Raw genomic sequence first — 22,033 nt, 5'->3', positions numbered from 1 at the left:
GATATTTTGTCAATGAGTGATGCTTTCTCTCCTCAGCTGCTTCGTTACCTTTGAAGTTTTGATTTTTTTAACATAACAATAAATCAACTAATGATGGGACTGGATATTTTTTACAAATTGCCACATAACTTTACACAATGAAATCAATAAGATTTTTTCGATCATCTCCTCATTAGTTAATACTATCTAGACAATCAAAGTAAATGAAAGATTTCCATTATATTAAACATCCCCTCTTAAAACTCGTCAAAAAAAGGGTTAAGAGGGGCATCAAATTGTTCCCTGTTTGATTCAACTCAATCAACAACTCTTATGTAGTTCACTTGCAATAAATTGATGAGTGCTTTACGTTTAAAATCTACCTGACCAACTACTAATAATTCATTCTCTGTTTCCATTACATCCACTACCTTATCGGCAGAAAATGAATTGAACTTATCAAAAACAAACACAATTGTCCTTCCTTCAGAAATCATCTTGATGAGATAATCCTTCATACCACACACCACCTTTCACCTCTACTATAACAAGCCCTGATAGTGCTGTACATTTAAGGATTTCATCACTGACTGAAATAATTGACAGCCACTGATTAACCATTGAAATCACCATGGACAAATCCAACGCCACATTACGCCTTAAAAAGAACCTAATTCAATTAAAGTCAACATATCATCATGTCACTTTAACTCGAATTGGGTTCTTTTCATACTTTGTCTAACTCGCCAAAACTATCGTTCCTAAAGCGTTTCGGTTGGATGGACTTGATAATCTTCCGTCAGCAATAAATTTACATACTTATAAGCTGTAGCCAAGGCAACGTTACACTCAGCAGATATTTCTTTCAAGGAATAATGTTCTGAATAATAGAGATATTGAATTCGCTCAACTGTTTCAGGATTAATCGTCGGTCGTCCACCTTGACGCCCTTCACTTTTGGCTTTCTCTTGCCCTAGAATCGTTCTTTTTATAATGGCGGCTTTATTTGATTTGGCAATGGCAATAATACACGATAAGAATTGCCGATCAGATAGCCGCTCTTCCACATCTTGATCCATGACATGAAGAGTTCTGTTTTCTGCTGCAAGTGTGATAAATGAATCTAATAATTGAACAATCGTAATGCTCTCACCGATGCTGGATAATCTAACAATAACAACTATTTCCGCACGATTTGACTCCATAAATTGTTTAAAAGAATCTAACTCTGTTTTATCTGGATCTTTGAATACAATGTCATCAACGCCATAAGCCAGTAATTGTTGTTCTTCTTCTGGCGTCATTATAGATGTATAGCCTATTATCATTCCTGTAGCGCCTCCATTTGCTCTCTTTTATCCTCATTTTAGCTCAAATTTTTCAAAATGACCAGATTTTACTTCACTAATGATAGGCTTTATTAATAAAGAAGTATTTTCACGACAATAAACGAAGGGAATCCGCCTCACAGAGCATTACTATTTTTGCCACACACATCCCCTCACGATAATCACCTACCTATTAATTTTAGTATTTCTTCATCATAATCATTAATTTACTCCCACCCTTAAGGATAGTTAAAAATACAACATAAGCTAGACTAGAACTAATTAGATAGTCTTTAACTGGCTCCCATTTGGCATATAAAATTAAAGCAGTTGTCACTGACAAAGAGAAAAACTTCTTAAGAATTAGCTAGACACTAAGACTTAAGAAACTGACGATTGTTGACGTAATTTCTGATTTCCTCCCCCCTTTCACATAACCCTCAGTAGATACAACTTAAGGTATGATCAGAAGTTGTCCCGGATCAAGTTGTTCAGTTTGTAACGAATTGATTCGTTGAATCTCCATTACATCAATACCGTAACGCTTGGCAATGCCATACAAGGTTTCACCAGGCGTCACGGCATGCTGCTTAGTTGTTGACGCCGGTTGGTCCCTAGCAGTTTGATTCGTCTGATTGATTTGTTCAGGAGGCGGATTGTCAACAACTACTTTGGCCGTGACGGGCAATAACAATTCTGTACCAGAATAGATGGTTAAATCCGATAACTGGTTGACTACTTGTAGCTCCGCCACCGTGATGCCATATTTTTCAGCAATTGCCAATAAACTGTCCCCCGCCACCACTAGATGATTAAAATTTGCCGTGGCTATTCTGTTCTCCCGCGATTTCTCTTGGCTTGGGGTGACGTTCAATTCCTGACCAAGGGTAATCTCATCGCTGATTAACTGATTCCACTCTTTTAGCTGTTGGACACTGATCCTCAACTTTTCAGCCAATTGCGATAAGGTATCACCAGCTTTCACAACATATGTCTTGGACTGGTCGTCAGGAACTGTCTTAATATCTTCTGTAGACGTCTCTAGTAGCTCACTTGTAGACGTACTAGTTGTGGTTTGATTGGTTACCTCATTGTCCATTTTAGTCACTGGTAACGTTCTCTGCCTACCGTTAAAGATTGGAGTCCTGATTGCAAAAAAAGTCGAAATGCCTAAAATCATCACTATTCCTCCAATTGTAATTAGCCATATGATTTTTTTCGGCTTGATTTCTTGTTTCTTACGTCGCCTTGATACTGCCCGTGTTATGACTTCTTCATGATTTGAATTCAATGATTGCTTTTTCTCAGGCCTTTCTTTCCCTCCATTTGCTAATTTAAGGGATTCTTGTTTTTTTCCCCCTGCTTTTGTTCCCAGAAGTTGCTCATGATACCCTTGCTCCCAAAAGAGTTTCTGCTCCTTGTAACTTAATCCATCAATTTGTTGGTAATAGTGATCGTAACTCCTTAAAACATCTTTGACTTCACCATGTTTTTGCAAACGTCCAAATTCTAACCAAAGGAGTTTGTCACAGTATCCCTCAATTCGTCTAATATTTTCTGTTTTAATCCAAATGCTTGAGCCCAATTCTTTTAACTTTAATAAATAGAAAAAAACTTTTATATAAAAATGCTCTTTGACCGCTAATAGAGACTCATCAATATAAATTAAGCTTGGGGCAACATGAAGTAAAATACTGATTTCTAATTGAATTTTTTCTTCCAGAGAATAATATTTCATCTTTTTAGAGAAACGACTTCCAAGTTCAGAAAAATTACGTATTTCCGCTAATAATTCTGGTATTTTCTTTTTTGATACTTGCCATTTACGTAATTTTCGTTGGGCATAGCCTTCACCTGTTCGTTCTTTGCTGCCCTGTTCTGGAAACTCTAAACACCCTGCTGTATCAGGTCCACCAGATACCAACCCTTCCGTTGGCTTAATTTCCCCAATTAAAATTTTCATTAGCGTTTGTTTCCCAGCGCCTTTACCGCCAATCAAACCGACGATTTCACCGAATGGCTGGCTTAGCGATAATCGATCCAAAGCCATCACTTGTTTCACTTGCCCATCCTGACTCGATGGCCTCACATAACAATGACTGAGGCTAACTAATCCCCATTTTCTAATTGGCACTTATATTCTCCCCCTCAACTCTCGGTATACAAACCCATATCTATTTTATAAGACAATTTTACCTTTTACCTATATTTTTTGAAATATCTACCAGAATTTATCGTTTCGATTAAAGGCCGATTAAAATCCAGCCTTCGATTCATTAACTGACAGTTCCAAGCACCCCCTATTTACTTAGAAATATTTGGCAATCATTGACTCGTTTTTTCATCTCTATTTATTTTCTCATAGACTGAAGAATAGATAAAGCTCAATAAAGGAGCCAGTTCTGAACGGTTCATTTTATTTTTGTTCGTCTCTACCGTTAAACTGACACTTATCGGATTGATAAATAATCAACCTCACTCAATCCAATTATTTCCTCTCATCTTATTCTCATGTTAAAATGATTGTTAGATGTTTGAACTTGGCTAAGTAGTATTTTTTATAATGCCACTGGCTATCATTCACAACTTACAACAATAAGTATCTCGGAGGAAATTAATTATGCCAAAACAACAAGACGTCATTAGCGACATCATGGAACACAACAAACAGTTTGTTGCCCATAAAGACTACGAAAAATTTGCTACCTCGAATTTACCTGATAAAAACATGGTCATTGTCAGCTGTATGGATACTCGACTAACGACACTTCTCCCAGAAGCCTTGGGACTTAAAAACGGAGATGTTAAAATGATTAAAAATGCCGGTGGGACCGTTCTTAGTCCGGTAGGTTCTGCTATGCGAAGTATTCTTGTGGCACTCTATGCCTTTAACGTAACTAATGTCGTGATTATTGGTCATGAAAAATGTGGCATGGCTCGCGTTGATAATTCTTACTTAATTGACAAGATGAAAGAACGAGGCGTCACTCAAGAAACAGTTGATAACTTAGATGTAGACGTCCTTAGCTGGTTAGCTGGCTTTGACTCCTTGGAAGAATCAGTCCTTTCAAGTGTCTCAATTGTCAAAGAACATCCTTTAGTTGCTCAAGATGTTAACGTCTTTGGCTTAATCATTAATCCAGAAACTGGTGAATTGCGTCATGTCCCAGCTTAAATAGACTAAAAGACAATACTCGAAAACACGAGTATTGTCTTTTAGTTATAATTTTTTTAATCGACTTTGAATTTCTTCTACGACTTCTGTTTTTTTTAAGGTCTCAATGCCTGCTAGAATATTTGCCGAGAGTGGTTCCCCACTCCTTGACCACTCATCTATTAAATCAAGAGCTGTCTGGCGATTATGGGTGACCGAGGACTTCAAAGCTGCCTGTACCAGCCCCTCACCTTTTCCAGAATAGGGTGCTAAATGACCCAAGACATAATCAAGTTGCTGGTACTGTTGATAGTCTGGCCCAAATCCCAGGCTATCAGAGGGACCGGTTGCAATTTTTGCTAAAGGTATCTCGGCTTCAAAAATCTGGACTAGCTCATCAACAAACAACTCCTTCTGAAATAAATAACGCCCTAAATAATAGTTGGTATCAAACTCTTCACGAATGGCTTTCATCATTTCACTATCACACTCGATGTTTAATTTTTGAGCAACCTCAAATCCGTGGCCATAGCTAACGGCCACCTTAACAGCCTCTTTCGAGGATGGTTGCTGGATCAGTTTTTCAACTTTCCTTACGTAGCTGTCACCATGAGGCCATTCGCAAGCAGTCTCCTTTATCCTTAATAAGGTTGCGATTAGCTCAACAGAGGGTGTCACCGTCCCTGCCCATTCTAAATAATGAGTCAGAATGTTTTCCCCCTGATCATAGTGAATCAGCCCCTCTACTGGTCCGTCGCTTAAAGCGCCCCCGATTAATTGATGGATGGCTACGGCTTGATTAACATCAATATTTTGCCTCTCAAGGCGCTTCAGTAATTGGCCTTTCTCAATGCAAGGACGGGCACTATAGTCAAAAAGTATATTATTTTTGAACCCTTCCATCAGCAACCAGTTTTGAATTTCCTGAGAATCAGCATCGATAAAATCAATCCCATGGATTCTTCCCCAACCGTGAACTTTTTTGGTGATTTCAATCACTTCTTGGTTACCCTTTTCAAATTCTCTAACAATAAAAATAGCAAATAATGAAAACTCATCACTCAGTGCCAGCTCTAAAATAACCTTTCTTAGTGAATCATCTTTTTCTACTGTCTCATACAACAGTTCCAATACGCTTAATGCAAATTTAATCGATTCTTTGTCTGAACTCTTCACAATAAGTTGAGCTGAAAACTCATAAAGCGCCTTGGTATCAAGTTGACGTTGATTTTCAATAACCCACTGAACTAAATCATCGATACAGCTTAACATTAAAGGTGCCTCTTCAGCTGCAAAAAAAGTCATTAATTGTGCTTCCCCTTTAACAGATTCTCCTTGAGAAACAAGTTTAAGGACCTCTGTTAAGCCATTAATATGAACTTCCCCCCCTGCCATGTGATAAACTCGGATACCATCTAACGCACCATCAGCCATACTGATTATATTAGGACTAGTAATAGGCTTCGGCAATGAAAATTTTTCTGATAGTTCTCCGTTTTCTTGGATGTTCTTAACAATGCAATCATATAATGAATCTTGAGCTCCTTTCTCACGATCAATTAACCCTCTACTTTTCATTTTACGTCTAAAAAAACCTCTAAAAACCAAGCTAATTCCTCCTTATACAGAACAAAGTTCATTTAAACTCTGATAAATAGAATTCTACCAATAAAACGAGCTAATGGAAAGAGTTTTCTTTTATTTCGTATCATTTCCCCTTTGCTGTCACTTTCCAGCGATCCTCTCAAAGTAAAAACCGTTGACACATAAAAACCGCGACACCCAAGTCATCTTGAGTGTCGCGGTTTTCTACTTTCACAATAAATGTGTGAGTCTCACACATTTATTTTAGGAGGAAAGTCTTCTAAATGCATCCGCTACCAGCACGACAGCCTATCATTTAGATCTCTATAGTAACCTTCACTTGTTGCTCCACAACATCGTAGAAGGGATCTTCGCGTCTGCCTAAAAAATCTTTTCCTTGTTGGGGAAACAAGCCATAAGAAAGGACATCTTCAATCGATTTGGCATAGGGCTGACTTTCCTTTTCAAATTCTGGCAATCCCGGCTTTAAATAATCAGCTGGTCGTTCGGTCATGACCGCTTCATCGCCAATAATCAGCTGCTTAATCTGAACAGAAATGGCCACTGGCGCTTTTCCGTACTGACCTTTGACATACTCTTTGATTTCCGTTGGCACTAGTTTGTAACGCTCACCACTAATCACATTCATTACCGCCTGAGTCCCTACCATCTGGGATAAGGGCGTCACTAAAGGTGGAAAGCCTAAATCAGCCCGTACTCGTGGGATCTCCTTTAATACAGATTCATATTTATCCTCTAAGCCTTGTTCTGATAGTTGGCTCAACAAATTGGATAACATGCCTCCTGGGACCTGATACAGCAGTGTTTTTGGTTCAGTGTCTTTGACCTTCGGATTCAATAAGACCTTGTCACGAAATTTATCCCGAATAGGATTAAAATAATCCGCAATGGTCTCCAGCTTTTTTAAATTAAGCTGGGTGTCATAACCTAGTGTTTCCAAAGCAAGGGCCATTGATTCCGTAGCTGGCTGGCTCGTCCCTCCTGAAAATGATGAAATGGCAGTGTCAATAATATCTGCGCCTGCTTCAACGGCTTTCAGATAGGTCATTTCAGCGATTCCACTAGTGGCGTGGGTGTGAACTTCTAGAGGCAGATCAATTGATTGTTTAATGGCTGACACCAACTGGAAAGCATCATCGGGCGTTAAAATTCCTGCCATGTCTTTGATACAAAGGGAATCAGCCCCCATCTCAGCTAATTCTTTAGCCAATTCAACAAAATAGCTGATAGTATGAAACTCACTAGTAGTATAGGAGATAGCTGCTTGGCAGTGTCCACCATATTTTTTTGTGGCATTCATTGCCGTTGTCAAGTTTCTCGTGTCATTCAATGCATCAAAAATCCGAAGAATGTCAATGCCATTTTCGATAGCTTGTTTCACAAATGCCTCAACAACATCGTCTGGATAATTTTTATAGCCTAGTAAATTCTGCCCTCGCAAAAGCATCTGTAGTTTGGTTTTTTTGACGACTTTTCGAATTGCCCTAAGTCGCTCCCAAGGGTCTTCATTTAGAAATCGCAAGCAGGCATCAAAGGTTGCCCCTCCCCACATTTCAATGGCGTGATAACCGGCCTCGTCCATCACTTCCAAAATCGGCAACATATCACTTGTTGTCATTCGTGTGGCGATTTGACTTTGTTGCCCATCTCGTAAGACGGTTTCCGTCATCATTAGTTGTTTAGTCATTTTTCCTGTCCTTTCTCGATTAATTGGCAAACGGCTGTCTGCATCTCCCTCACCGAATGCCGTCGACTGCGACTGCAGACCTTAGCCTCTTCATTACAGATAAAGCAACGACGTGGTGGTAATCCCAAGTCTTTCCGACTAATTTGCCCAAGTCGCTGATTCTCCTCATTCCAGACTAGAACATCTAAGTCCAATAATCGACCATAAGGATGTTCTTCTTCAAATTTGACTAGTTGACGTTTCACTGCCAGCCCATCTCCATTGATTAATTGGTAATATTCGGGGCCCGTACGAAGTTCCAGCAGGCTTAGAACCCCACTCTCTTTGGGAAACAGGTCTGCCAAGTCCGCGACAATCCCTTCCGTCATGGTCTTAATCTCCTGACTATTTTTAACAGGTCCTGGGAGATTCAAGGTCATGGCCAACAATGGTTGCCTGCCCTTATTTAATAGATAATACTGTCGATCAGCTCTCGTTTCTCTTGCTTCAAGCATGCCTTTCAGATGAATCGTGGGGCCCTTAAAAAAACCCTTAGACATTTCGCACCACATCGATGATTGTGCCGTCACGGTATTCGATTAATGCCACAACTTGTTCACCATAATCAATCGCTTCTGGAATCCCCACAATCCCGTAAGCTTTCTCTTGTAGCTCTTTAATCGTGTATTGAGGCACATCAAGTCCTTTAAAATGAGCCACTAAATCTGGACGCAAAGGGTTGATGGCAATCCCTAATTCGGTAACTAGGACATCAACACTAGTGCCTGGCGTAACAACTGTATTAACTGCCTCTACAACCGTCGGAATGCGACCTCGAATCAACGGCGCAATGACCACGCTCATCTTACAAGCAGCACTGGTATCCGAATGTCCGCCAGATGCCCCTCTAATAATTCCGTCTGAGCCTGTCAAGACATTGACATTAAAATCTGTATCAATTTCCAACGCCGACAAGACAGCTGTATCTAATTGATTGATAACTGACCCTTTACTGAGAGGTGAGGCATACATGTTAGCATCAATTTCATAATGGGCCACATTTACTCCTAAAGAAACTGCCGAAGGATGATCAAAGTCCTGAACGTCTATGATTCGTTCAATCAAGCCTTCTTCCAGCAATTCCACCATAGCATTGGTGATGCCTCCAAGAGCAAAACTAGCTGTAATGCCATCTTTGATCATGCTCTCTTTAAGAAAACGGGTCACTGCTAATGCGGCTCCCCCAGTTCCCGTTTGAAAGGAAAAACCATTTTGATAATAGGGTGAATGGGTGATGACGTTTGCTGCGTATTGAGCAATTAACAATTCCTTAGGATTATTGGTAAAACGCGTCGCTCCTTTGGCAATCCCTGCTGGATCTCCAATAGCCTCTACTTCTACAACAAAATCAACATCCGTTTGAGGAATACTGATTGGCGTATTGGGATATGGAACAAGACTATCTGTAATCGCGACTACCTGATTGGCATATTTGGCGTCAATCATGGCATAACCTAAAGAGCCACAGGTGGCCTTTCCTACGGTGCCATTGACGTTACCGTAACAATCTGAACTGGGGGCCCCTAAAAATGCCACATCTATCTTAATGTCTCCTGTGGCTATGGCTCGAGCACGTCCACCGTGAGAGCGTATAATAACAGGGTGTTTCATTATGCCAGTGGAAATAGCCGCTCCCACTTTATCCCGTAAGCCACTGGAAGTTATCTGGGTAATGACCCCACTTTTTATATGTTCAATCAATGGTTCGTGGATATTGGCAATTGAACTGGGCGCAATAGCTAAATTCTTAATTCCCATTTTAGCTATTTCGTTTAAAACCATGTTCATCACAAAATCTCCTTCACGAAAATGATGGTGGAAAGAAATGGTCATGCCATCTTTTAAACCTGTCTTTTCAATGGCCTCTCTAATACTACCCAAGAGCTTTTGATCGCGAGGCTTGACAGGAGTGATCAAACGGGAACTTTCCTGATAAGGCCCGATTAGCCCCTCCCCTGCAAAACCACCATGTTTGCCATGATACCCTTCTGGAATCTCTCTGCCTAAACTATTTTTCATTTAAATGTCCTCCTCGGAAATTAAAAGAGCAGCTTTTGCTAAGGCGATAACTCGCTCCGCACGCTCAACAATCGGTTTATCCACCATCTTGCCATTAAGGGCAATAACACCTGCCCCCTTGGCTTCCGCTTCTTGAATGGCCCAAATCACTTCCTTAGCTTGTTGAATTTCTTTAGCCGTCGGTTCATATATCTGGTTTACTAATGGAATTTGGCGTGGGTTTATGACCGACTTACCGTCGAAACCTAATTGCTTGATTAACCGCACCTCAGCTTGGAAACCAACAGTATTCTCTACATCTGAGTAGACCGTATCGACGGCAGCTATACCAGCAGACCGAGCTGCATGTAAAATGGTGCTGCGAGCAAAAAACAGCTCCTGACCATCTTGGAAACGTCTGGTTTTCATATTGGTTACATAATCTTCTGCGCCTAAAGCAATACCAATTAAACGTTTACTAGCTTTCGCAATCTCCCGAGCATTTAGGACCCCTTCTGCCGATTCAATGGCCGCCATCATTTTAACGGTTCCAAGAGGAATTCCATATAATTTTTCCATTTCCGCAATGACAGCTTCCACATCTATAATATCCTGAGCCCTTTCGGTTTTTGGCAGACGGATAACATCTACTCCTGCAATCACCATGGCCTCTATATCTTCACGGCCAACTGTCTCAAGACCATTTATCCGCACCACCGTCTCAACAGAGGAGTAGTCAAAGGTTTTTAGGGCCTGATAGACCAAGATACGAGCAGTATCCTTCTCTTTTAACGAAACCGCATCTTCCAAGTCAAACATAATGGCATCTGCCCCATATAAGGGGGCGTCGCGAAGCATCGCCGCATTTGCACCTGGCACAAACATCATCGTTCGTCTTAATCGTTCCATGAATGAATCACCTGCCAATCCAGTTTTCCATTTGTCCCTGCTGCTCGATAAGCGACTGCCAAAGTCCGGGCTTCAATGGTACAGTCCAAAGCCCCTTTATCAACGGCTGTAACCTTAGCAGAAGTTACCCCTAATTTTCCTAAAGTCTCCTTAATCAGCAGACGAATTTGCTTTCCAAATTGTTTGTCCACATTACTGTCCAAGTCAATCAGAATTTCTTCTTGGTTGTGACAAGCCAAGGAGATTAAAATATCGCTGGACTCTGTTGTCCCAGCCGATGCGAATTGCTTAATTTCCAAAATAAGACACCTCATTCTTTTTTTGTTGTTTGACAATTTCCTGATAGGTCGTAACAGGCACTATTTGTTTAATATACGCCAGATCTCCCACTTTCATCAGCCGCCTGACAAGAGACGCACTAATTATTTCCTCACCAAACCGTTGTCTTGGCAAAATTTTCAGCTGAATATCTGTGGAAAAGACCTCCGCCATCGCCTCATTATAAATGGCCGTTACTGGTGAAAAGGGCTCCTCCCCTACATAGCGATTCCCAATAACTAAAAAGGAAGCGATTCGTTCCTTAAATAAGTGGGCATCCATTAAAGCCTGACTTCTGGCTATCGCTCTTGGCGTTCGATTTTTCAAAAAGTATGAGGGGAAAGTGGCACTTGACACACTGTAATCCCTCGTGGGTAAGACCACCACATTGGAGAGATACTTAACGCCTTCCTTCACTAAGGCCATTCTCGTCGCGGTCTTAAACAACGAACGATCTTCTGACACAACAAAGACATAGACCGTTTCATTTTCTTTTGCCGCTTCTGTCACTAAATATAGATGGCCATTTGTAAAGGGATTGGCGTTCATTACGATGGCGCCATTCTTTTTGGTCGGTTGTTTATAAGATGCCAGTTCCCTCATATAATCCTGAAAATCTGGGCCACCTTGCTCCATGAAAACCAACTCAGATGTGCGAACTATTTCATTAAATCCCAGCCCTTTAAATTGTGGGATCATCTCGGGTTTCGTGTAAACGAAGTAATGCGTTTCCCCTTCTACCACCTTGCCCTTTAAGCAATCTACAAGTTTCGTTAATAAATTTTCTTGTTGAAACTCTGGATCGATGGCTAAGCACTTCAATATATTAATATAGAGAGAACCCGTTGCAATTAGTTGATCGTTTTGATAGATGCCAATCGTATAATCGATTTCTTCATCATGGGCAAGACCAACTTTCTCTAATAAAGAGACCCATGATTGGTGTGCCACTCGATCTCGATCTAGCCACAATCGTTTTATTATCACCTTGTCTCACTTCCTTTTGACTGATTTCCGACCAGAGAGATCCTGGCTACATGCCCCTATCTAGTAGATCATCCTTACTTGGCTGGAAACAATTTAATCAGTAGCTGTGAAATCAGATAGAGTAAAAATAAAACTAGAAAGACTCCACCCATTCCGAATAACATTAATTCCACAGCAATTTTCAAGGCTTCAATGTTCATGTTATTTCCTCCTTCCCTCTCTCCTTAAACTTTCTTAAGAGAAGAATGCTAATAATAGACCACCTGCAATTACCGACGCAATTTGACCAGAGACATTCGCCCCAACGGCGTACATCAAGACAAAGTTTTGCGGGTCTTCATCTGTTGCCATTTTTTGAATTACCCGACTGGACATTGGAAAGGCTGAGATTCCCGCTGCCCCAATCATTGGATTAATTTTTTCTTTTCGGAACAAGTTCAACAGTTTAGCAAAGAGCACCCCTCCAACTGAATCCATAATAAAGGCTACTAAACCGAGAGCTATAATCAATAAGGTTTGGACATTTAAAAAGAGCTCTGCTTGCATTTTAATGGAGATCGTTAACCCTAAAAGAATTGAAACGATATTGACTAATTCATTTTGAGCCGTATTTGAAAGGCGGTCTAAGACACCACATTCTCTCAGTAAATTACCAAACATTAAGAAACCAACTAAAGGCAATGAAATCGGGGCGATAAAACCCGCCACTACTGTAATCGCAATTGGGAAAATAATTTTCGTCAATTTCGAAACGCTGTCAGCTTTATAGGTCATTCGGATGCCACGTTCTTTTTTAGTCGTGACTGCTTTAATGGCAATCGGTTGAATTATCGGCACTAGGGCCATATAAGAGTATGCCGCGACTGTAATTGGCCCCAATAGGGTTGGGGCTAATTGATTGGAAACAAAAATAGATGTGGGACCATCTGCGGCCCCGATGATACCGATCGAAGCTGCCTGCTCAATATCAAAACCAAACATAACGGCAACGATTACCGTGAAAAATATTCCAAATTGAGCAGCCGCTCCAAAGAGAAGCATAAAGGGATTTTGTAGCAGCGGTCCAAAATCGATCATGGCACCAATCCCAATAAAGATTAGCAATGGAAATAATTCAGTCGCAATCCCTGCATTAAACAGAACATCAAAAACCCCTTCTGTTTCTGAACCGTTGACTATTTGTGTCAAAACCCCTGACCCTGGGAAATTGACTAAAATCGTGCCGAGTCCCATTGGAACCAAGAGGGTTGGTTCATATTCTTTTTTGATTCCCAGGTACATCAGTAAGCCTCCGATGCCCATCATAAAAATTTGTCCAATCGTAATGGACGTAATGCCTTGAATTAATGTTTCCACAGTTTTCTCTCCTCCAACTCGTTTCTTTTTAGGTTAAGCAATGGTAATAAGTTCATCTCCCGCATTTACCACTGAGCCTAGTAAGGTATGAATGCCAGCAACTTTGCCATTTTTAGTTGCTACAACCTGATTTTCCATCTTCATGGCTTCCAAAATCATTAAGGGTTGATTCTCCTTCACCTCATCGCCCACATTCACTAATATTTTAATAATTGTGCCTGGCATTGGTGACGTCATCGCTTCTCCACTCACATCTGCTGGACTCACTGCAACTTCTGCTTCTGCGACTGACGGCACCGCTGTTTGTGTCACAATCGGTGTTTGAACAGCTACAGGACTGCCACCGACTTCTTCCATTTCCACTAAATAAGCTTTACCATCGATTGAAATTTTAAACTTACGCAACATCATTACTTCCTCCTAGTTTTTCCTCTTTAATTGATGTAACTCTAAAAACACTTTCAGGCTGTTCACCTGTCGCCACAATGGTAGCAATGATTGATACCAACTGAGCTTCAGGGTTTCTCTTTCGTACCCGTTTTACCACAAAGTCACTATTAGAGTCACTAGCCGCAATGGCAGAGGCAACCAGTGAAGCTAATTGGTATTCCCTTTCCTCTATATAAGGAGGAATGTTTTGCCATCTATCCTGAACCGGTTCCTCCAGAGGGATTTCCTTTTCACCAAACAATCGTTTAAATAGTCCCATGAACTCACATCCTTTCTACTTGGTAATTTCATTATAGGTAAATTGCCTTTGAATAAAACCAAAACCTCTGTGATAAATTGTGCTTTCGCTGTTCCTTATTTCCCAGCCACGTCAAAAACAGCTGAAACCCTTGATATATAAGAGTTTCAGACGATTTAACTATTTATTAACCTTTTATTTACCTCTCTTTAAGAAAGCGGTAACAACATTGTGTTTTTGCTGTTCTTTTTTTATTAAGGCTCTATCTATCTCTATTTTTATCAGCTAAACTAAGCCTTGCTTAAGCAAATATTTCCGACTCTTACTTAACATCACGTGAAGTTTTTATCAAGTACCTGTCACCACCTTGCCCATGAGCCACATGCCGCAAGGAACAACAAATCGATTATTTTAAAGGAGAGAAAAAGATGTTATTAACTGTTCTATCGTATGCCATGATCATTATCTTTATGATTGTCATCATGAAGAAAAAAATGTCACCCTTTACTGCCTTAGTCTTAATTCCCTTATTTTTCGCTTTATCAGCCATTTTGTTAGGTGTGTCAAACAAGGGAACTTTAGGGGATTTCGTGATGGAGGGAATCAAAACCACCTCCAATACGGGAATTATGTTGCTCTTTGCGATTCTGTATTTTTCAATTATGTTAGATGCTGGTCTTTTTGACCCGATTACGAAAAAGATGATTTATTTAGCAAAAGGCGACCCTATGAAAGTCTTAATTGCCACTGCGGTCGTGGCTGCAGCCGTTTCTTTAAATGGCGATGGCACGACTACCACCTTGATTTGTTGTTCTGCTTTTATTCCGATTTACAAGAAACTGGACATGAAACTAATGAATTTAGCGGTATTGGTTATTTTACAAAACACCATTATGAACCTACTACCATGGGGCGGTCCCACTGCAAGAGCTATGAGTGTGCTAAATGTTGGAGCTGAAATTTTAGCTTACTTGGTTCCTGGTATGTTAGCCGCCTTAGCCTACGTCATCTTTATTGTCGCACCTTCAATGGGTCGCAAGGAGCGGGCACGTTTGGGTATCAAAACTCTTTCAGAAGAGGATTTAATTGCTATGACAACGGTCACTGATGAGGGGTTATTAGCCGTTCGCCGTCCTGAAAAATGGGCCTTTAATGCCGTCTTAACCATTTTTTTACTCACCTTATTGATCACGGATTCATTCGTTGGTCTCGGTTTGCCACCTCTATTCTTATTTCTAACTGGAACGGTAATTGCCTTGATGGTCAATTACCCTAACTTAAAGGATCAGTCGGCTCGGATTGGCGCCAATGGCGGTGACGCTGTACAGGTCGTCATTCTCGTCTTCGCTGCTGGCGTCTTTATGGGCTTATTCCAAGGAACGGGAATGGCTGATGCTTTGGCCCAGAGTTTCACTAAAATCATTCCCAATCAACTGGCTGGCTTCTGGGGATTAGTCATCGCCTTAATTTCTGCCCCTGGTACCTTCTTTATTTCCAATGATGGCTTTTACTTCGGCGTTTTACCCGTATTAGCTGAAGCAGGTCGTTCATACGGCTTCACTGATATGCAAATGGCTTTGGCTTCCTTAATGGGACAAGCTTTCCACTTACTTAGTCCTCTTGTCGCCTTCATCTACCTATTATTACGCTTAACAGGTTTAGATATGGGCAAATGGCAAAAAGAATCGGCAAAATGGGCTTTAGGAATCTTTATCATCTTTATTGTGACAATTATTTTAACAGGACATATGCCACTTTATATTCCTCAATAAGGAACATAGAAAACTATCGTTATAAAGGAGTCTTATCATGTCAAACATAACAGAAAGTGTCGCTAAAAATCTTGACCTAACCTTAAATCAGCCTTTGAAAATGCTAGTTTATCACGCTTTCCGAAAAACCATTATTCTGGGAGAAATTCCCGCTGGGGTAAGAATTAATGAAAAAGAATTTGCCGAAGCCATGAACATTAGTCGGACACCTATTCGCTATGCTATGCAAACTCTAGTCTCCGAAAACCTAATGGCCTACCAACCGGGTGTGGGGAATATTGTCAAGGGCATTAATATCGCAGATGCTTATGAAATTTATGATATTCGCAAAGCTTTGGATATTCTAGCGACAACCACTGCTATGAAAAAAATGACCCCTGAAGACTTTATTGAACTGAAGCATTTACTGGAAGAAACAGACCGGCTGAATGAAGTTGATGAGATTGATTTAGTTTTACAAAAATTTTCTGATTTCAATCAATTTATCTATCAAAAAAGTCAAATGCTCCGCTTAGAGTCAATTGTGACTAAGCTACGAGACTACTTGGTTTACTTTCGCGACATTGCCATTCGGGCCAAAGAACGAAGAGATCACGCCCTTCACGAGCACTGGCTGATTTACCAAGGAATGACCAATCAAAACAAAGAGCAAATCGAGTTAATTATTCAGGAACATCTCGATACCTCCTTGTCCTTTATCATTAAAGAAATGGCCCAGCACTATGACTCAACTCATTGAACAAATCAGTCACTACGCCCAACAAGCCCTACTTCATGAGGCCGCGCTTTTCCCAAAGCCAGGCCTCGTCGATCCGATTAGCAATGGCGCCCACAAGGATATGACCTTTCTAACTTTTATCGACAGTAGCATTGCCTTATGGCCTTTTTTTACTCGATATCTGACGATTGGTTATAGCCATCAAGGAACCCCTGCTGATCTTTTTGACAAACTACGACAACAGGGGCAGCTAGCGGAGACGGCTATGCTTCAAGCAACGGCAAATATTAACACTCATAAGGGGGCAAATTTTTCATTTGCGTTAATCTTAGGAGCAACTGGTTATTACGCCCAACACCATTTACAAGATAATCTGCCATTGAGCCCCAAAGACACTCTTGCCATCTTGTCTTATGTGGCTATTATGACGGAAAATTTGCTGCTAGACTATCATCAATTAACCTCAAAAAAAAGCTTAAGCGATGGTGAACGCCTCTACTTAGACCATGGTATATTGGGCATTAGAGGGGAAGCCGCCGCCGGTTATCCGATGTTACGGAAAGTTGCCCTGCCATTCTTACGAGACAAAAGACCTGAAAAAAGGAGTTATTTATTACTAATTCTCCACTTGATGAGCCAAGTGGAAGATTCTAATTTGATTCATCGAGGTGGAATTGAAGGCTGGTTATTTGTTAAGAATGAAGCCCAGACACTAAGTCAATCACTCGCCGATAAACCTTTGGAACAAATCGAACATGCCTTGCGTCTCTTTGATCAGCAACTAATTGACCAACATTTAAGTCCTGGTGGCACAGCCGATTTACTGGCCTTAAGCTTATTTTTCAGCCAACTGGAAGGGCTATAAAAAGAGACGTTGATTTATTCAACGTCTCTTTTTATTTCTGGATGAAAGGAATAACCAATTCCCCAAACCGTCTGCAAATACTGCGGCTTTTTGGGATCATCTTCAATTTTATTTCGCAGATAATTAATATAGACCACAATTAGTTTTTGATCCATCTCACCACTATGCCAAACATTGGCATAGATTTGTTCTTTACTAAAAACCTGATAGGGATTTTCCATAAAAAACAACATCATCATAATTTCTTTTGAAGTCATGTTGATTATTTCACCATGTTTGCTAAACTGATAGAGGTTCTTATCAAACCTGAAATTACCATGTGTCAAGATGGCCTCATGTTGCTGATGATTGACGGCTAAGAACTGTTCCGTCCGATTTAAGATACTGGTCACTTGGGCCTTTAAGACAACGGGAGAAAATGGTTTCGTCAGATATAAATCACCACCGGATTCTAAGCCACTGACAATGTCCGCTTCTTCTTTACGACCACTGATAAAGATAATTGGCGTTAAGGGCTGCTCTTCGCGAATCAGCTGAGCCAACTGGTAGCCATCATTATCGTATTCCAAGCTGACATCCAGTAAAAACAAGTGAAAATCAATCCGCTTCATCATCCCCAGGGCATGGTCGATGGTTTCACTTTGATAAATTAAAACGCCTGTTGCCTGTAACGCTTTCCAAATCAGTCGACGAACAGAGGGATCATCATCAACTACTAGAATTTTTTCGTTTCTCACCACACACACCTCATAATTTTAGTAACCTTATCTATACAATAGCTGAATTAAGCTAAACTTTCAACTCAATCTTGTTTCTCCCTCAGTCTATTGACCTGAGAATTTAGTTTTATGCTTAAATGATGCTTAACTCATTACTCAAAGGAGTGTTTCAAATGAAACGAACCACTAAAATTGTTAATGCCATGATTGCGGCAACAACTCTTTTAATAATTATTTCTGGCTTTTTTGCCATTCGTGGCTTTTCCGTTATTCGCAATACCACAACTGCCAGCGGTCAGGATTTCCTTTTGCAATCTACCCAATATGTGGCTAAAATCGTGCAATTATCCATGAAAAACCGGTACCAATCTCTAAGTTATTTAACGATTAATGAGGAGTGGAACTCAACGGATCGCCCGATTACTTTAATAGATAATCCCTCTTCATTCATTCCTTTTTTTACTTCATTAAAAGGGGAATCTGAGACGCTCATCTATGTTGACCGTAATGGAAAGCCCTTAAATGCCATCTCTTGGGCCCCGGCAACTAAAGATGTACAAGCGATAGACACGAATGCTATTCTGCCTTACATCGAAAAGGACAGCTCTCTTGCTGAGATGTTAACATTTCCTACAGCTGAACAAAACGGCAACTCTTATTTTATTGACAAGCAGGCCTACATGAACTTTTATCACAAAATCAACACCCCTACTGGCGCCATTATTGGCTATCTAATAATGCCACTCAAATTAGATGTATTTTATAAAAATTTTATCCAAGATTTTGAATTGGAATACAAAGGGTATCCTATGGTCAAAGATCAATCCATGACAGTTGTTATGCATCCTGTTGAGGAACAAATTGGTTTGTCGATTATTGAGGGTCGTCAAAAATTATTTCCTCAACTCCATTATGATGATTTAAAGCGTCTGGAAAAATATCAACTGGAACATGATGAGGGGGCATTAACTTATAAGTCTTACTGGTGGGACGAAAAAAAACCCCAAGAGACCGAAAAAATCGGTGCTTTTGAATGGGTCGATGTGGGCATGGCGCGATGGGTTATCTCAATTAATGCTGATTATCGGGAACGAAATGACGACATTATTAATTTGGTCATTGCCCTTTTTTCACTGTTATTACTATTGCTAGTGTTGATTATTATTTTCAGCTTATTTTTACGTAGTTTCCGCAAACAAGAAAAAATTGAAGAAGAAAACAAACAACTGATTGCCAATCATCAACGGCAAAAAGCTCAACATAAGCTGGAATGGCAATTATCTCAACGGAATAAATTGGAGACTGTTGGCTTATTGACCACCTCCATCATTCACGATATGACTAATTTTTTAACACCGATTATTGGCAATTTGGAACTTTTAATGCTGGAATATCAGAATCAGCCCATTTTGCAAGATGACCTTCATGAAGTTCTGGCAGCCGCTCAAAAAGGCGATCAACTACTGTCAAATGTCATGCGCTTTTCAAGGGCGTCCCAAAATATTCAAGAAGTGGTGGATATCTCTTCAGCCATAACTGTGGCAACTCACTTAATTAGTGGGATTATTCCAAAAAAAACACCACTAAAAATTAAGATTCAGCAACAGATTGGCTTAGTGCAACTAGAAGAAATCGACTTACAAAATGTCATATACAACTTAATTACCAATGCCTATCAAGCAGTCAAAGGTGAGCAAGCCCCAAGTATTATGGTACGGGCAAAAAAAGTATCTAGCACCCCCTTTGAAAGCTCCGTCATATTGGAAATAAGTGATAATGGTCCTGGCATTCCACTTGAGATTCAAGAACAAATCTACGAACCATTTTTTACGACGAAATCAAGTGACGAAGGAACTGGCTTAGGTTTGTTTGCCGTAGCTTCTATCATCGCTAAGTATAATTGGCAAATCGATTTACAGTCTTCGGAAGCCGGTACTACCTTTTTCATTCGTATGCCATTACTAAACAACAATTAAGATTGTCAAACAACAGAACCGCCAGTCTTCCCTACAGCCTTAGCGTTCGTTTTGAGTCTTTTATTTAAGACGGATATTCGCCTGATAGTTAGCTTCAAGACTTTTTCATTGTTCAACTGATAAGTGAAAGTGTATAATGAATAAAATTGAAAATAATTTGGAGGTTAGATTATGTTTATCGTTACAAACACCATTCGAACAGAAAAAGAAGCAACCTCAAAGGTCATTGAAAAATTTGCCGGTGGTCATGCCGCTGCCAGTGTCACAAATATTAAAGGCTTTTTAGGCTTTGAACTCTGGGAAAAAGAATCAGATTTAGAATACGATGAAATAGTCGTTGTTAGTAAATGGGTTGAAAAAGCTGATCAAAAAGCTTGGCTAAAAACAGAAGGCTTTAAAAAAGCTCACGGTCGTACCGATGACACACGAGCCGAAAAACCTAAAAATATTGGGATTATTTCCAATCAGATTGAAGAATTTCATTCTGTCTTAACCCAAACGCCAGTTGAAGAATAAACGACTTAATAGACTCAGCTTATGGTTCGATTAAGCTGAGTCTATTAAGTTGAAACATGTCCAGATTCCCCTGACTTAGGTCTGATAAACACAACTGATCCTTGTTTGGCAACCAGACCGACTATGCTTTTCCAGTCTCTCGATATTTTTTGACTTTAGTATTTAATTTACCCTTCCGCGCCTCTATCCAAGTTTTTGTCACTTCTTTAACAATCCCATCAGCCAATTCCCTCGCATCATCACCTGTCAGTTCAAACCCATCACTGCCATTAGCCATCCCTTCTTCGTTTTAGGAATAAAATTTCCGTGCAGGTCCTTTTCCTGATGTTTTTTTCAATTGTTACAAATCTAATTTTTCAATTCTAACTTAAAATAGTATCGACTGTTCCTTTTACAATGCCCGTAAGCCCAAGGTCATTTAACGTATGTGTTATTTCATAACCATCTGTCTCTTAGTGGCTATTGATCTCAAGAGCAGGTCCATCTAACACGTCCTTAAGCATTTCTATTAGTTTATTCATCGCTTCCCTCTCCCTACTAAGTCTGCCTAAGCACATCGACATAGTAACATGTATAAAAAGGAGCATCTTATCAGGCAATCCTGACAAGACGCTCCTTATTTCCTTTCTAACGCCACCATAATCTATACAACCGATCGATTATTATGGGCTACATAACCATCGGCACTCCACTAAATAATTGACTGATCCAACACATTAACTAATTGTTCCAAGAGCAAGCAAGCCTAACAATCGGGGAATGCAACTTAACAATTGTGTTGGCTTTAGCGACTAACAGTTACAACCGTCTCTGAATTAACGTAAATTTCAACCTAACTGTCATGGAAATCAATCAAAATAAAGGCTAATTCATCAACAAAAAACTTTTTAACGTCCTTATTGTACACCGAATAGAAAGCGTTGTCAAACCCTGTTTTTCACCGATTTAAGTCACTTACTTCAGAGATTACCAGTCACGTAAACAAATTTAATTATCTTACTAATAATCTTCAATTTTTTTCTCATTTGACAACTATATACTTCCAGCTTAAAAACGCTGAAAGTCCCACTCTTTGTTAATGATTACGGAAATAGCTCAGTGTAACTGCTCAAATTATTTTACGGAATGTATCTATTTACAACTTTAAGATTTCTTTCCTACTCTTCTTTCGCTATTTTCGTTATAATAATAATTAGAAATGGGGGTGTTGAATTTGACTTATGAACAATTTTTAGGAACACTATCTAAACCTGCAAGTCGCGCCTTATTGCGTCATGGCATTGATTCCTTTGAAAAGCTTGCAGCACTAACAGAAAAAGAAGTCTTAGACTTCCATGGTGTAGGTCCTGCCTCACTGCCATATTTTAACGACGCACTGGCAGCACTTAACCTGCACTTCAAACAATAAGATGGGAGTGC

The 22,033-nt window shown here is 40.1% G+C and carries 23 protein-coding genes; 7 read left to right on the top strand and 16 right to left on the bottom strand.

All coding sequences use genetic code 11. The features are described 5' to 3' along the window. Window positions 1-296: 296 nt before the first annotated feature. The 3 genes from RWN13_RS12995 to RWN13_RS12985 all read right to left on the bottom strand — a co-directional run bounded on the left by RWN13_RS12995 (window position 297) and on the right by RWN13_RS12985 (window position 3,441). Window positions 297-497, bottom strand: a complete 201-nt coding sequence (locus tag RWN13_RS12995) for a hypothetical protein (RefSeq protein ID WP_314064267.1) — start codon at window positions 495-497, stop codon at window positions 297-299. Window positions 498-740: 243 nt separating this feature from the next. Further along, window positions 741-1,307, bottom strand: coding sequence for a hypothetical protein (locus RWN13_RS12990; protein WP_314064264.1), 567 nt, complete (start codon window positions 1,305-1,307; stop codon window positions 741-743). A gap of 454 nt (window positions 1,308-1,761) precedes the next feature. After that, window positions 1,762-3,441 carry a LysM peptidoglycan-binding domain-containing protein gene (locus RWN13_RS12985; RefSeq protein WP_314064262.1) on the bottom strand — a complete coding sequence of 560 codons (1,680 nt, stop codon included), beginning with the start codon at window positions 3,439-3,441 and terminating at the stop codon, window positions 1,762-1,764. A 486-nt stretch (window positions 3,442-3,927) separates the two neighbouring features. Between RWN13_RS12985 and RWN13_RS12980 the strand changes: the two genes are divergently transcribed. Then, a complete protein-coding gene (locus RWN13_RS12980) occupies window positions 3,928-4,482 on the top strand; it encodes a carbonic anhydrase (protein WP_314064260.1) in 555 nt (184 codons plus the stop codon). Window positions 4,483-4,527: 45 nt separating this feature from the next. On the opposite strand, the gene RWN13_RS12975 is transcribed toward RWN13_RS12980, so the two are convergent. The 11 genes from RWN13_RS12975 to RWN13_RS12925 all read right to left on the bottom strand — a co-directional run bounded on the left by RWN13_RS12975 (window position 4,528) and on the right by RWN13_RS12925 (window position 14,069). Then, window positions 4,528-6,069, bottom strand: coding sequence for a hypothetical protein (locus tag RWN13_RS12975; RefSeq protein WP_314064257.1), 1,542 nt, complete (start codon window positions 6,067-6,069; stop codon window positions 4,528-4,530). Window positions 6,070-6,361: 292 nt separating this feature from the next. Continuing rightward, window positions 6,362-7,753: an oxaloacetate decarboxylase subunit alpha gene (locus tag RWN13_RS12970; RefSeq protein WP_314064255.1), complete on the bottom strand. Its 1,392-nt coding sequence runs from the start codon at window positions 7,751-7,753 to the stop codon at window positions 6,362-6,364. Then, a complete protein-coding gene (gene citX / locus RWN13_RS12965; protein WP_314064253.1) occupies window positions 7,750-8,292 on the bottom strand; it encodes a citrate lyase holo-[acyl-carrier protein] synthase in 543 nt (180 codons plus the stop codon). The genes RWN13_RS12970 and citX overlap by 4 nt, the downstream gene beginning before the upstream one ends. After that, complete coding sequence (citF, locus tag RWN13_RS12960) at window positions 8,285-9,811, bottom strand: citrate lyase subunit alpha (protein WP_314064251.1); 1,527 nt, start codon at window positions 9,809-9,811, stop codon at window positions 8,285-8,287. The genes citX and citF overlap by 8 nt, the downstream gene beginning before the upstream one ends. Continuing rightward, a complete protein-coding gene (gene citE, locus RWN13_RS12955; RefSeq protein ID WP_314064249.1) occupies window positions 9,812-10,699 on the bottom strand; it encodes a citrate (pro-3S)-lyase subunit beta in 888 nt (295 codons plus the stop codon). It lies immediately after the preceding gene. Next, window positions 10,687-10,998 carry a citrate lyase acyl carrier protein gene (gene citD, locus RWN13_RS12950; RefSeq protein WP_314064246.1) on the bottom strand — a complete coding sequence of 104 codons (312 nt, stop codon included), beginning with the start codon at window positions 10,996-10,998 and terminating at the stop codon, window positions 10,687-10,689. Before citD ends, citE begins: the two co-directional genes overlap by 13 nt. Continuing rightward, window positions 10,988-11,998, bottom strand: a complete 1,011-nt coding sequence (citC, locus tag RWN13_RS12945) for a [citrate (pro-3S)-lyase] ligase (protein ID WP_314064281.1) — start codon at window positions 11,996-11,998, stop codon at window positions 10,988-10,990. Before citC ends, citD begins: the two co-directional genes overlap by 11 nt. An 80-nt stretch (window positions 11,999-12,078) precedes the next feature. Further along, entirely contained in the window at window positions 12,079-12,204 is a 126-nt protein-coding gene (locus RWN13_RS12940; protein ID WP_314064243.1) for an OadG-related small transporter subunit, read from the bottom strand. Between the two features lie 34 nt (window positions 12,205-12,238). Beyond that, on the bottom strand, window positions 12,239-13,360 hold the full coding sequence (locus RWN13_RS12935; RefSeq protein ID WP_314064241.1) for a sodium ion-translocating decarboxylase subunit beta: 1,122 nt from the start codon (window positions 13,358-13,360) through the stop codon (window positions 12,239-12,241). Window positions 13,361-13,393: 33 nt separating this feature from the next. Then, entirely contained in the window at window positions 13,394-13,768 is a 375-nt protein-coding gene (locus RWN13_RS12930; RefSeq protein ID WP_314064279.1) for an acetyl-CoA carboxylase biotin carboxyl carrier protein subunit, read from the bottom strand. After that, window positions 13,758-14,069, bottom strand: coding sequence for a hypothetical protein (locus RWN13_RS12925; protein WP_314064238.1), 312 nt, complete (start codon window positions 14,067-14,069; stop codon window positions 13,758-13,760). Before RWN13_RS12925 ends, RWN13_RS12930 begins: the two co-directional genes overlap by 11 nt. A gap of 407 nt (window positions 14,070-14,476) precedes the next feature. Between RWN13_RS12925 and RWN13_RS12920 the strand changes: the two genes are divergently transcribed. The 3 genes from RWN13_RS12920 to citG are packed head-to-tail and all read left to right on the top strand — an operon-like array spanning window position 14,477 to window position 17,403. After that, complete coding sequence (locus RWN13_RS12920) at window positions 14,477-15,820, top strand: citrate:proton symporter (protein ID WP_314064236.1); 1,344 nt, start codon at window positions 14,477-14,479, stop codon at window positions 15,818-15,820. A gap of 37 nt (window positions 15,821-15,857) precedes the next feature. Continuing rightward, entirely contained in the window at window positions 15,858-16,559 is a 702-nt protein-coding gene (locus tag RWN13_RS12915; RefSeq protein WP_314064233.1) for a GntR family transcriptional regulator, read from the top strand. Continuing rightward, entirely contained in the window at window positions 16,543-17,403 is an 861-nt protein-coding gene (citG, locus tag RWN13_RS12910; protein WP_314064230.1) for a triphosphoribosyl-dephospho-CoA synthase CitG, read from the top strand. Before RWN13_RS12915 ends, citG begins: the two co-directional genes overlap by 17 nt. A 14-nt stretch (window positions 17,404-17,417) precedes the next feature. On the opposite strand, the gene RWN13_RS12905 is transcribed toward citG, so the two are convergent. Further along, a complete protein-coding gene (locus RWN13_RS12905) occupies window positions 17,418-18,140 on the bottom strand; it encodes a response regulator transcription factor (RefSeq protein ID WP_314064227.1) in 723 nt (240 codons plus the stop codon). A gap of 155 nt (window positions 18,141-18,295) precedes the next feature. On the opposite strand from RWN13_RS12905, the gene RWN13_RS12900 reads away from it, so the two are divergent. Next, window positions 18,296-20,098 carry an ATP-binding protein gene (locus RWN13_RS12900; RefSeq protein ID WP_314064225.1) on the top strand — a complete coding sequence of 601 codons (1,803 nt, stop codon included), beginning with the start codon at window positions 18,296-18,298 and terminating at the stop codon, window positions 20,096-20,098. 171 nt (window positions 20,099-20,269) lie between these two features. After that, window positions 20,270-20,614: an antibiotic biosynthesis monooxygenase gene (locus RWN13_RS12895; RefSeq protein WP_314064223.1), complete on the top strand. Its 345-nt coding sequence runs from the start codon at window positions 20,270-20,272 to the stop codon at window positions 20,612-20,614. 121 nt (window positions 20,615-20,735) lie between these two features. Here the strand turns inward: RWN13_RS12895 and RWN13_RS12890 are convergent, their stop codons facing one another. After that, window positions 20,736-20,891, bottom strand: a complete 156-nt coding sequence (locus RWN13_RS12890; protein WP_314064221.1) for a hypothetical protein — start codon at window positions 20,889-20,891, stop codon at window positions 20,736-20,738. 936 nt (window positions 20,892-21,827) lie between these two features. On the opposite strand from RWN13_RS12890, the gene RWN13_RS12885 reads away from it, so the two are divergent. Next, on the top strand, window positions 21,828-22,022 hold the full coding sequence (locus RWN13_RS12885; protein ID WP_399553664.1) for a hypothetical protein: 195 nt from the start codon (window positions 21,828-21,830) through the stop codon (window positions 22,020-22,022). Window positions 22,023-22,033: the final 11 nt, after the last annotated feature.

This window comes from uncultured Vagococcus sp., from assembly GCF_963518325.1.
Taxonomy (GTDB): Bacteria; Bacillota; Bacilli; order Lactobacillales; family Vagococcaceae; genus Vagococcus_D.
The sequence above is the reverse complement of the archived record's forward strand: the minus strand, read 5'-3'. Positions and strand labels throughout refer to the sequence as shown.